Raw genomic sequence first — 12,092 nt, forward strand, 5'->3', positions numbered from 1 at the left:
TTCTGGCATCATTCTCGCCTATCTCTCGATCCAGGGTCTGATGCGTGGCAGAAGAAAGCGACGACGACAAAACAGAAGCCCCCACACCCCACCGACTTGAAAAAGCGCGGGAAGAGGGGCAGATCCCCCGTTCCAAAGAGCTTACCTCACTGCTTATTTTGCTGGTGGGCGTGTGCATTATCTGGATCGGTGGGGAGTCGCTTGCCCGTAAACTGGCCGGAATGTTGTCTGCCGGTCTGCGCTTTGATCACAGTATGGTCAATGACCCTAACTTGATCCTCAGCCAAATCATCCTGCTGATTAAAGATGCCATGGTTGCGCTGTTACCGCTGATTACCGGCGTGGTTCTGGTGGCTTTGATCTCTCCGGTGATGCTGGGAGGCTTGATCTTCAGTGGTAAATCGCTGCAACCCAAATTCTCGAAGTTAAATCCGCTGCCGGGTATTAAGCGCATGTTTTCAGCGCAAACCGGGGCGGAGTTGTTAAAAGCGATATTGAAATCCACGCTGGTTGGCAGCGTAACCGGATTTTATCTCTGGCATAACTGGCCGGAGATGATGCGTCTGATGGCCGAGTCGCCGGTGACGGCGATGGGTAATGCCCTGGATTTAGTCGGTATGTGCGCGCTCCTGGTGGTGCTTGGGGTCATTCCGATGGTGGGATTTGACGTCTTTTTCCAGATTTATAGCCACATTAAAAAGCTGCGGATGTCACGCCAGGATATTCGCGATGAGTTTAAAGAAAGTGAAGGTGATCCGCATGTGAAGGGAAAAATTCGCCAAATGCAGCGTGCCGCAGCGCAGCGTCGCATGATGGCGGATGTGCCGAAAGCGGATGTTATCGTGACCAACCCCACGCACTACTCGGTCGCCTTGCAGTATGACGAAAATAAAATGAGTGCGCCAAGAGTCATTGCCAAAGGCGCAGGGCTGGTGGCCTTGCGTATTCGTGAAATTGGCGCTGAGCATCGTATTCCCACTTTAGAAGCACCGCCGCTGGCGCGTGCGCTATATCGCCATGCTGATATTGGTCAGCAAATACCTGGCCAATTGTATGCGGCCGTCGCGGAAGTATTGGCCTGGGTATGGCAGCTAAAACGCTGGCGTCTGGCCGGCGGAACGCGTCCACCACAACCTGGAAATCTTCCAGTGCCAGAAGCACTGGATTTCATGAACGAGAAGAATACTGATGGCTAATCTGGTCGCGATGCTGCGTCTGCCCAACAATCTGAAATCCACGCAATGGCAAATTCTTGCCGGGCCGATCCTCATCCTGCTGATCCTGTCGATGATGGTGCTGCCGCTGCCGGCTTTCATCCTCGACTTATTGTTTACCTTTAACATTGCGCTGTCGATCATGGTACTGCTGGTGGCTATGTTTACCCAGCGTACGCTGGAATTTGCCGCCTTCCCGACGATTTTGCTGTTCACTACATTGTTACGCCTTGCGCTGAACGTTGCATCTACACGTATTATTTTGATGGAAGGTCATACCGGCTCGGCAGCGGCGGGAAAGGTAGTGGAGGCCTTTGGTCACTTTCTGGTTGGCGGTAACTTTGCTATCGGTATCGTGGTCTTCGTTATTCTCGTCATTATCAACTTTATGGTTATCACCAAAGGTGCCGGGCGTATTGCCGAGGTCGGCGCGCGCTTTGTGCTGGACGGGATGCCGGGCAAACAGATGGCAATTGACGCCGATCTGAATGCCGGACTTATTGGTGAAGACGAGGCTAAAAAACGTCGTTCAGAAGTGACGCAGGAAGCGGATTTTTACGGCTCAATGGACGGTGCGAGTAAATTCGTGCGCGGAGATGCCATCGCCGGTATTTTGATCATGGTTATCAACGTGATCGGCGGTTTGCTGGTAGGGGTATTGCAGCATGGCATGAGCATGGGAAGCGCGGCAGAAAGTTATACCCTGTTGACTATCGGTGACGGGCTGGTTGCGCAAATCCCTGCTCTGGTTATCTCTACGGCGGCGGGCGTTATCGTAACCCGCGTGAGTACCGATCAGGACGTCGGTGAACAGATGGTTACCCAGCTGTTCAGTAACCCCAGCGTCATGTTGCTCAGTGCTGCGGTACTCGGCTTATTGGGTCTGGTTCCGGGGATGCCCAATCTGGTATTTCTGATGTTTACCGCAGCGTTGCTGGGCCTTGCCTGGTGGTTGCGCGGTCGTGAGAAAAAAGCGCCAGAGGAACCTCAGTCGGTGAAGATGCCGGAAAATAACTCGGTGGTGGAAGCCACATGGAACGATGTGCAACTGGAAGATTCTCTGGGAATGGAGGTTGGTTATCGCCTGATCCCGATGGTGGACTTTCAGCAGGATGGCGAGCTACTGGGGCGAATTCGCAGCATTCGCAAGAAGTTTGCCCAGGATATGGGCTTCCTGCCGCCGGTGGTACACATCCGCGACAATATGGATCTGCAACCCGCCCGCTATCGCATTCTGATGAAAGGCGTTGAGATTGGCAGCGGTGACGCCTATCCGGGGCGCTGGCTGGCAATCAACCCTGGTACGGCAGCCGGGTCGCTGCCAGGCGAAAAAACGGTTGACCCGGCCTTCGGTCTGGATGCTATCTGGATTGAAAGCGCGCTAAAAGAACAGGCACAAATTCAGGGCTTTACGGTTGTGGAAGCCAGTACCGTCGTCGCCACCCACCTTAATCACTTGATTGGTCAGTTCGCCGCCGAGCTGTTTGGTCGTCAGGAGGCGCAACAGCTGCTGGATCGCGTTTCGCAGGAGATGCCAAAACTGACTGAAGATTTAGTGCCAGGCGTCGTGACGCTGACCACTCTGCATAAAGTTCTGCAGAATTTGTTGGATGAAAAAGTGCCCATTCGAGATATGCGCACCATTCTCGAAACGCTGGCTGAGCACGCGCCTTTACAGAACGATCCGCATGAACTTACCGCCGTGGTGCGTGTTGCGCTGGGGCGGGCGATCACTCAGCAGTGGTTCCCGGGTAACGAAGAAGTTCAGGTTATTGGCCTTGATACGCCACTTGAGCGTTTGCTGTTGCAAGCACTGCAGGGCGGTGGTGGTCTGGAGCCTGGGCTGGCAGACCGACTTCTGGCGCAGACTCAGGAAGCATTATCACGTCAGGAGATGCTGGGGGCGCCGCCGGTACTGCTGGTTAATCATGCATTGCGTCCGTTACTGGCCCGCTTTCTACGTCGCAGCATACCGCAACTGGTGGTGCTGTCGAACATGGAGCTGTCCGATAACCGCCATATCCGCATGACTGCGACCATTGGGGGTAAATAATGCGCAAGTTTCTTTGGCTGTTACTCTTTCCTCTGGCGGTGCAGGCCGCCGGAGAAGGCGCCTGGCAGGCAAGCGGTATGGGCATTACCTTAAATTATCGTGGTGAGTCAGCCTCATCAGCACCGCTTGTCTCCAGCCAGCCAGTTTCCGGGTTGATGACTCTGGTAGCCTGGCGTTACGAGCTGAATGGTCCAACACCTGCGGGATTACGGGTACGTTTATGTTCTCAGTCCCGCTGTGTCGAGCTTGACGGGCAAAGCGGGACGACTCACGGGTTTAACAATGTTCCCGCCGTTGAGCCGATGCATTTTGTCTGGGAAGTCCCCGGTGGCGGACGTCTGATCCCGGCTTTGCAGGTTCAAAGTAACCAGGTGATTGTGAACTACCGTTAATTCCCTTCGTTATATCAGCCAGCAGATGAAACTGCTGGCTTCCTCGCAATTTTGACCTACCTCTTTGATTAAAAAGAAACGCTGTTTTATAAAATAAGTGACGTACGTTGCCGGACTCTTTGTGCTGTTGCCATTTCGTCAGAATTGCTGGCAGAAATAGAAAGGTTTCACTTGCTGTTAGCTTTTACTGTGACCCTGTAAGGATGCCCAATGTCAAAACGAGGATTGCGGGGCCTCCCATTAATTTGCAGGGGTAACGGCAATGAACACGCGTAAAATTAGTCTGGTAAATTATTTTGCCTACGGTTCAGGTGACTTTTTAGGAGCGGGGACAACGGCGCTAACCGCCGCATGGTTACTCTATTTCTACACTACCTTCTGTGGACTGACACCTATCGAGGCGACGTTTATTTTTGCCACCGCCAGGGTGCTGGATGCGGTGGTTAGCCCGTTAATGGGTTTTTTAACGGATAATTTTGGTTCGACCTGGCTTGGCAAGCGTTTTGGCCGCCGTAAATTCTTTATTCTTCTGGGTATTCCCTGTGTTTTTAGCTACTCATTAATGTGGGTTGGCGATATGGGGTTCTGGTATTACCTGCTGACTTATCTGCTGTTTGATGTGGTTTACACCATGATTCTGGTGCCTTATGAAACACTGGTACCGGAAATGACGGATGACTTTAAACAGAAAACCAAGTTTTCTGGCGCACGCATTTCAATGGCGCAAATGTCAGCCATTCTTGCCTCGTTCTTACCGGGAGTGCTGCTCACTCTGTTTGGTAAAGACAACCCTGTTTCATTTTTCTATGCGAGTCTGGTGTTTTCGGTGCTGTGTGCGCTGATGCTAACCTTCGTATGGTTTTTTACCTGGGAGCGCCCGCGTGAGGAATGGACCGAAGCAGCGCTTCGGGCTGAAGAAGAGAAGAAAAGCCTGAACTTTGGTCAGAGTATGAACCGTCTGTTTGTCGAGCTAAGTTCGACGCTGCGGGTCAGGATTTTCCGCCAACATTTGGGCATGTATCTGGGTGGTTACATCGCGCAGGACGTCTTTAATGCAGTCTTTACTTATTACGTTGTTTTCGTGCTGATGCAGGATGCCTCAATGGCCTCGAATCTGCTGGGGACGATGGCTATCTTCCAGTTTATTGCGGTTATCGCCATGATACCGCTGTGCATCCGCTTTGGACCTGCGCCGTCTTACCGAATGGTGGTTGTGCTGTTTGGTTTGAGTTCACTCTCTTACGCAGTGCTGTATTACGCCGGGTTGAGCGATATTTATACCTTATTGTTGCTGGTTTCCGCCATGGCTGGTCTGGGGCGTGGCGGCATCAATTACGTACCGTGGAATACCTACACTTATATTGCCGATGTTGATGAGGTGATTACGGGTCAGCGTCGCGAAGGGATCTTCGCGGGCATTATGACGCTAACGCGCAAAGCCTCACAGGCGGGAGCCGTCATGCTGGTGGGGATTGTCATGCAGATGTCTGGATTTGTATCAGGTCAAAGCACGCAACCTGCGGCGGTCAGCCATACCATCTTGTTAATCCTGAGCTGCGGGACGCTGATTGTTCTGGCGCTTGGATTCCTCGTTTCCCTGCGTTTCAAGCTAAACCTGCAAACGCATAGCATCCTGCGTGAAGAGACTGCGAAAATGCGTGAGTCGGGTCGGGCGATGCCGGAAACGCTCACGCCACAGGTTCGCGCTACCGTAGAGATGCTGTCGGGCATGCCGTATGAATCGCTTTGGGGTAATAACAATATTGGTTACCTGAATCGTAATAAACCTGCTGCGTCACGGCTGGAACATGGCACAGCATTGAATTCGACATTGCACAGAGGTTAAGTAGATGATTGTTTACCCGGTGAAACACAGTCCGTTGTTGCGTCAGCCAGAACACTTTATTGCCAGAGATGAATTAAAAAACCTTATTAAGAAGGTGACCCATAACTTGGTCAATATCAATGATCAAACAGGTGAGTTCTTGTTGCGACTGGACGATGGACGCGTCATTGATACCAAAGGATGGGCTGGATGGGAGTGGACGCACGGTGTCGGCTTGTACGGAATGTATCAGTATTATCAGCAAACTGGCGATGAAACGATGCGCGATACTATCGACAGCTGGTTTGCCGACCGCTTTGCTGAAGGGGCTACCACCAAAAACGTCAACACCATGGCACCGTTTTTAACGCTGGCATATCGCTATGAAGAAACGCGTAATCCCGCTTATTTACCGTGGCTTGATTCCTGGGCTGAGTGGGCAATGTATGAAATGCCGCGTACTGACTTCGGCGGCATGCAGCACATTACGCTGGCGGAAGAGAATCATCAGCAGATGTGGGATGACACGCTGATGATGACGGTTTTACCGTTGGCGAAGATTGGTCAATTGCTCAACCGACCAGAATATGTCGAAGAAGCGACGTATCAGTTCCTGTTGCATGTACAAAACCTGATGGATAAAGAAACGGGGCTGTGGTTTCACGGCTGGAACTATGAAGGGCATCATAACTTCGCCAACGCGCGCTGGGCGCGCGGGAACAGCTGGTTAACTATCGTTATTCCTGACTTCCTCGAACTGGTAGATTTACCGGAAAATAATGCGGTTCGCCGCTATCTGGCACAGGTGTTGAACGCGCAGATTGCAGCTCTGGCGAAATGTCAGGATGAGAGTGGTTTATGGCATACGTTGTTGGACGATCCGCACTCTTATCTGGAATCCTCGGCCACTGCGGGGTTTGCTTATGGGATCCTGAAAGCAGTGCGTAAACGCTATGTCGGTCAGGAATACGCGGCTGTGGCGGAGAAGGCCATCAGAGGCATTGTGAAACATATTTCGCCGGAAGGTGAACTGCTGCAAACCTCCTTTGGTACCGGGATGGGGCACAACCTCGATTTTTATCGCCATATCCCGCTGACCTCGATGCCTTATGGACAGGCGATGGCGATGTTGTGTCTTACCGAATACTTGCGTAAGTATTTTTGATGGCGAGGCCCGATGACGCCGCAATGATCGGGCCTGGTGTTGCTGTGGCATCTGATGGTGTGTTGCTCTCCTGCGGCGCAAACAGATGATCCATGATTTGACGCATTATCGGTGCGGCGGTAACACCGTCGCTGCCGCCGTTCTCGAGAATCAACGCCACTGCGACTTTCGGGTTTTTATACGGAGCAAAAGCGGTATAGAACACATGATCCCGCAAGCGGATGGGGATCATCTTCGCATTGTAGGTCTGGTTTTCCTTCAAACTAAAAACCTGTGATGTGCCACTTTTAGCGGCAATACCATAGGGCGCGGTGTGGAAAAATTTGTAACCCGTGCCGTTCGGTTCATTCGCCATGCCAAACATCGCCTGACGCACCAGCCCCCAATAGGGAGATGCGGCAGAGGCAATTTGTGTTGACGTTTTTGGTGCCTGATAAGGTGTGACGGATTTGCCGCTTTCTTCATCCTGTAGCAGGTGAGGGGAGATCACTTTCCCATTGTTAATCAGCGCCACCATGGCTTTCACCATCTGGATCGGCGTGGCTATCCAGTAACCCTGACCAATGCCGACTGAAATCGTATCACCCTGATACCAGGCTTTTTTATGTACCCGTTGTTTCCAGTCGCGGCTTGGTAATAGACCGTCGTACTCTTCATCGAGATCGATGCCGGTGGGTTTACCGTAGCCAAACTGACTGAGCGTGTTGTGTATCCGGTCTATGCCCATCATATATGCCACCTGATAGAAGAATGTATCGGCAGATTCTTCTATTGCTTTGGTCACATCCAGCATACCGTGACCGGTTTTTTTCCAGTCACGGTAATGGCGTTCAGTGCCGGGTAGCGTCCAGGTCGGGGCGCCGAAGAAGCTGGTTTGTGGCGTGATTACTCCGCTCAATAAGGCTGACATTGCCATGTATGGTTTTACGGTTGAGGCGGGGGGATACAACCCTTGCGTGACGCGGTTTATCAGCGGCAGGTCTTTATCCTGTAGTAGCTTGTTATAGTCCTGGTAGCTAATGCCTTTTACAAACGGATTCGGGTCGTAGCTGGGATTCGACACCATGGCCAGCACTGAACCGTCGTGCGGATCTTCAACCAGTACGGCGGCACGCTGACCTGCCAACAGGCTCTCAATATATTCCTGTAAGTGTAAATCCAGCGTCAGATGAACATCCTTACCGGCGACAGGCGGTACATCTTTTAGCAAGCGCACGATGCGTCCGTGGTTATCCACTTCCACTTCCTGATACCCGGTTTTACCGTGCAGATCGTTTTCGTAGTAGTGCTCAATTCCCTGTTTGCCGATGTTATGGTCGGCGGCATAATTTTCTGCCAGCCCTTTTTTATCCAGCGCTTTTAGATCGCTGTCGTTGATTTTAGAGACATAGCCGAGTACATGCGCCAGCTCTGCACCATAAGGGTACTGGCGATCTTCATAGCTGTTGATGGTGACGCCGCTGAAATGAAACTGGTTAACCGAGAAGCGGGCGATCTCCACATCGGTCAGCGCATTTTTAAGCACCACAGGGCGATAGCGGCTGCTGGATTTCAGATCATGGCGAAACTGGTCAATATCATCCGCAGTAAGGTCAACAATTGGCGTTAATTGTTTTAGAAGTGTATCCATGTCGTTGATTTTATAGGGAGTGACTGAAATATCGTACCAGGTGACGTTGCGTACCAGTGGGATACCGTTGCGATCGTAAATGATGCCGCGTGTTGGGGCGACAGGCAGCATTTTGATGTCATTGGCATTCGAGCGGGTGGTGTAATACTGGTGCTCGCGAATTTGTAAGTTGTAGAGGTTATAGACAAGGATGCCAAAACAGATGACCACCAGGCCAAAGGCCACCATTACCCGTCGCTGAAAGAGTTTCTCTTCCGCTGCAAAATCTCTGAATGTCATTGACCCGTACCCAATTAATTCGCCGCCTAATGATACGGAGGCTGAAATGGGATAACAGACAAAAGATGTTCCATCTCTCTATGGAAATGTGTCATTCCTTGTGAATTGTTTCAGACCAGCATGTCCGGAAATAAAAAAGGCCTGAGTCCGGATTACGAACTCAGGCCTGGTATATTTTAATATGCTTACATGCGTTCTACGGTTTCGATACCCAGTGTATCCAGACCCAGTTTCAGCGTTTTCGCCGTTAACTGTGCCAGTTTCAGGCGGCTGTTACGGATCTCTTCGTTTTCAGCGCTGAGGATTGGACAATGTTCGTAGAAGCCAGAGAACAGACCGGCAACGTCGTACAGGTAGGCACACATCACGTGCGGCGTACCTTCGCGCGCAACAACGGTCAGTGTTTCTTCAAACTGCAGCAGGCGGGCCGCCAACTGGGCTTCGCGATCTTCGCTGATAATGACCTGCGCACTGGCAAGCGCGCTTTCATCGATATCCGCTTTACGGAAAACTGACAGCACACGGGTGTAGGCATACTGCATATACGGTGCGGTATTGCCTTCAAAGGCGAGCATGTTGTCCCAGTCGAAGATGTAGTCGGTAGTACGGTTTTTTGACAGATCTGCATATTTCACCGCGCCGATACCGACCGCATTCGCCAGTTTTTCCAGTTCGTCGGCAGGCATGTCCGGGTTCTTTTCAGCCACCAGGCGACGTGCGCGCTCCAGCGCTTCATCCAGCAGATCGGCCAGTTTTACCGTACCGCCGGCACGCGTTTTGAACGGTTTACCGTCTTTACCGAGCATCATACCGAACATGTGGTGTTCCAGTGGTACGGAGTCTGGCACGTAACCGGCTTTACGCACGATAGTCCATGCCTGCATTAAATGCTGATGCTGGCGGGAGTCGATGTAATACAGTACACGATCGGCGTGCAGCGTTTCATAACGATACTTCGCACAGGCGATGTCAGTCGTGGTGTAGAGATAGCCGCCATCTTTCTTCTGAATGATAACGCCCATCGGTTCGCCTTCCTTGTTTTTATACTCATCAAGGAATACAACGGTTGCGCCTTCACTCTCAACGGCCAGGCCTTTGGCTTTCAGGTCAGCAACAATGCCAGGCAGCATTGGGTTGTACAGGCTTTCACCCATCACGTCATCGCGCGTCAGAGTGACGTTCAGACGATCGTAGGTTAACTGGTTCTGCGACATGGTGATGTCCACCAGCTTGCGCCACATCTCGCGGAAATAGGCATCGCCACCTTGCAACTTCACCACATAGCTACGGGCGCGCTCGGCGAATTCTTCATCTTCGTCGTAATGTTTTTTTGCATCGCGGTAGAAACCTTCAAGATCGGCCAGCGCCATCTCTCCGGCATTTTCCTGCTGTTGTTTTTCCAGCCACGCGATGAGCATACCGAACTGCGTACCCCAGTCACCGACGTGGTTTGCGCGAATCACATTATGACCAAGGAACTCCAGTGTACGTACCGCCGCGTCACCGATGATGGTAGAGCGCAGGTGACCAACGTGCATCTCTTTCGCCACGTTAGGTGCAGAGTAGTCGACGACAACGGTTTGTTTAGCGGGCTGGGTGACGCCCAAACGCTCGGAAGTCAGCGCCTGCTGGACGTGTTGCGCCAGAAATGCCGGATCGAGAAAAATGTTGATAAAGCCCGGGCCAGCGATTTCAACTTTGCTGGCAGTCCCGTTGAGATCCAGATGAGTAAGCACCTGCTCTGCAAGTTGTCGCGGCGCCATACCCAGTTTTTTAGCAACTGCCATCATGCCGTTGGCCTGATAGTCGCCGAACTGTACTTTTGCTGACTGACGAACCTGTGGTTCGCAATCTGCAGGCGCGCCTGCAGCAATCATGGCCTGACTGACTTTTTCTGAGAGAAGAGCCTGAATATTCACCGGAATACCTTACATTTATGAAGCGGGTTGATGTACACCGCACCAGTTTAAGAATTTAGGGCGGGAGTATACTGCAAATGGCCGTTGCCGTCAGCATTGCGAGTGTCGCCGGCTGACTGAAATATAAACAATGTAATTACGTATAATTATTCATGTTGTATCTGAAAAAATCAGCAGTTGGATGGGGCTGCGCAACAGAGTAAATTAGCGGCTTTGAATATGGATATGAGCATTCAATATGGCTAACTGGCAGACTGTTGAAGAACTGCATGATATTTCCGCAGATTTACCGCATTTCACTCAGGCGTTAACGGAGCTTTCCACCCGTCTTGGTCTGGATATCTCATCGCTTGAAGCCGATCACATTTCTCTGCGCTGTCATCAAAATACTACCGCAGAGCGCTGGCGCCGGGGATTCGAACAGTGTGGCGAACTGCTGTCGGAAAATATCATTAACGGCAGACCCATTTGCCTGTTCAAACTGAATGAGCCGGTTTGTGTAGCACACTGGCAGTTTACAGTTGTCGAGTTGCCATGGCCGGGTGAGAAGCGTTACCCGCACGAGGGTTGGGAGCATATTGAAATCGTTCTGCCTGGCGACCCGGAATTACTTAATACCCGGGCACTGGCACTGCTGTGTGATGAGGGATTAAGTCAGCCAGGAATATTCGTCAAGACCAGTTCGCCGAAAGGAGAGCGTGAGCGTTTACCCAATCCGACGCTGGCGGTTAGCGATGGTAATGTGACCATCAAGTTTCATCCGTGGTCAATTGAAGCGATTGTGGCAAGCGAACAACAGGAGTGAGTATGGCATTGCTGGAAATCTGCTGTTACAGCATGGAGTGTGCGCGCACAGCGCAGCAATATGGCGCGGATCGCATAGAACTTTGCTCTGCCCCCAAGGAGGGAGGCTTAACGCCGTCTCTGGGCGTATTGCGGTCAGTACGTCAGCACGTTTCCATCCCTGTTAACCCAATTATCCGTCCGCGTGGGGGGGATTTTTGTTATACCGATGGGGAATTTGCCGCGATGCTTGATGATATCGCTATGGTCAAAGAGTTGGGGTTCTCAGGGGTGGTGACCGGCGTATTAGATGTCGATGGCAATATCGATATGCCGCGTATGGAAAAAATAATGGCTGCCGCTGGCCCGTTAAGCGTCACCTTTCACCGGGCCTTTGATATGTGTTCTAACCCATTAAATGCACTGAAAAATTTATCTCAATTGGGCATCGCAAGAGTACTGACTTCTGGTCAAAAATCAGACGCACAGCAAGGTTTAACAAAAATAATGGAACTTATTGCGCAGGAGGGTGCTCCAATCATTATGGCCGGAGCGGGGGTTCGCGCCGCGAATTTGTCGCAGTTCCTCGACGCCGGAGTGCAGGAAGTCCACAGTTCTGCCGGAGTATGGCTGGCTTCACCCATGCGTTATCGCAATTCGGGGTTGTCGATGTCTTCGGATGCACAAGCGGATGAATATTCCCGCTATGCGGTAGACGGGGCGGCGGTTGCTGAAATGAAAGCAATCATTGCATGCCATCAGGCCAGCTGATTTTACCGTTGCATCATGTCGCCCAATATGATGCTTGCTCGTACCAGGCCCCTGCAATTTC

Annotated in this window: 9 protein-coding genes; 7 read left to right on the top strand and 2 right to left on the bottom strand. The window is 51.7% G+C overall.

The window, feature by feature from the left end; all coding sequences use genetic code 11:
- Positions 1–44 precede the first annotated feature (44 nt).
- The 5 genes from flhB to bglB all read left to right on the top strand — a co-directional run bounded on the left by flhB (position 45) and on the right by bglB (position 6,649).
- Positions 45–1,196 carry a flagellar biosynthesis protein FlhB gene (gene flhB / locus OGX98_RS18155; RefSeq protein WP_045444166.1) on the top strand — a complete coding sequence of 384 codons (1,152 nt, stop codon included), beginning with the start codon at positions 45–47 and terminating at the stop codon, positions 1,194–1,196.
- Entirely contained in the window at positions 1,189–3,267 is a 2,079-nt protein-coding gene (flhA, locus tag OGX98_RS18160) for a flagellar biosynthesis protein FlhA (protein ID WP_045444164.1), read from the top strand. Before flhB ends, flhA begins: the two co-directional genes overlap by 8 nt.
- The gene (flhE, locus tag OGX98_RS18165) at positions 3,267–3,659 is read left to right on the top strand and encodes a flagellar protein FlhE (protein WP_045444162.1); all 393 of its coding nucleotides are present in this window, start codon (positions 3,267–3,269) and stop codon (positions 3,657–3,659) included. Before flhA ends, flhE begins: the two co-directional genes overlap by 1 nt.
- A gap of 262 nt (positions 3,660–3,921) precedes the next feature.
- Entirely contained in the window at positions 3,922–5,505 is a 1,584-nt protein-coding gene (locus OGX98_RS18170) for an MFS transporter (RefSeq protein WP_200012836.1), read from the top strand.
- Between the two features lie 4 nt (positions 5,506–5,509).
- A complete protein-coding gene (bglB, locus tag OGX98_RS18175) occupies positions 5,510–6,649 on the top strand; it encodes a beta-galactosidase BglB (RefSeq protein WP_286595702.1) in 1,140 nt (379 codons plus the stop codon).
- Here bglB and mrdA2 read toward each other — a convergent pair.
- Both mrdA2 and argS read right to left on the bottom strand, forming a co-directional pair.
- Positions 6,621–8,558 carry a peptidoglycan DD-transpeptidase MrdA2 gene (gene mrdA2, locus OGX98_RS18180; RefSeq protein WP_048221256.1) on the bottom strand — a complete coding sequence of 646 codons (1,938 nt, stop codon included), beginning with the start codon at positions 8,556–8,558 and terminating at the stop codon, positions 6,621–6,623. The genes bglB and mrdA2 overlap by 29 nt on opposite strands.
- A gap of 185 nt (positions 8,559–8,743) precedes the next feature.
- Complete coding sequence (gene argS / locus OGX98_RS18185; RefSeq protein ID WP_286595704.1) at positions 8,744–10,477, bottom strand: arginine--tRNA ligase; 1,734 nt, start codon at positions 10,475–10,477, stop codon at positions 8,744–8,746.
- A 238-nt stretch (positions 10,478–10,715) separates the two neighbouring features.
- On the opposite strand from argS, the gene OGX98_RS18190 reads away from it, so the two are divergent.
- Both OGX98_RS18190 and cutC read left to right on the top strand, forming a co-directional pair.
- The gene (locus tag OGX98_RS18190) at positions 10,716–11,282 is read left to right on the top strand and encodes a VOC family protein (protein WP_045444150.1); all 567 of its coding nucleotides are present in this window, start codon (positions 10,716–10,718) and stop codon (positions 11,280–11,282) included.
- 2 nt (positions 11,283–11,284) lie between these two features.
- A complete protein-coding gene (cutC, locus tag OGX98_RS18195; RefSeq protein ID WP_045444147.1) occupies positions 11,285–12,031 on the top strand; it encodes a copper homeostasis protein CutC in 747 nt (248 codons plus the stop codon).
- The last annotated feature ends 61 nt before the right edge of the window (positions 12,032–12,092 follow it).

The organism is Citrobacter sp. Cm046 (assembly GCF_030333065.1).
Lineage (GTDB): Bacteria > Pseudomonadota > Gammaproteobacteria > Enterobacterales > Enterobacteriaceae > Citrobacter > Citrobacter murliniae.

Coding starts and splice junctions, on each gene's coding strand:
- flhA (WP_045444164.1), top strand. CDS start 1,189: ATGGCTAATCTGGTCGCGATGCTGCGTCTGCCCAACAATCTGAAATCC.
- flhE (WP_045444162.1), top strand. CDS start 3,267: ATGCGCAAGTTTCTTTGGCTGTTACTCTTTCCTCTGGCGGTGCAGGCC.
- OGX98_RS18170 (WP_200012836.1), top strand. CDS start 3,922: ATGAACACGCGTAAAATTAGTCTGGTAAATTATTTTGCCTACGGTTCA.
- bglB (WP_286595702.1), top strand. CDS start 5,510: ATGATTGTTTACCCGGTGAAACACAGTCCGTTGTTGCGTCAGCCAGAA.
- mrdA2 (WP_048221256.1), bottom strand. CDS start 8,558: ATGACATTCAGAGATTTTGCAGCGGAAGAGAAACTCTTTCAGCGACGG.
- OGX98_RS18190 (WP_045444150.1), top strand. CDS start 10,716: ATGGCTAACTGGCAGACTGTTGAAGAACTGCATGATATTTCCGCAGAT.
- cutC (WP_045444147.1), top strand. CDS start 11,285: ATGGCATTGCTGGAAATCTGCTGTTACAGCATGGAGTGTGCGCGCACA.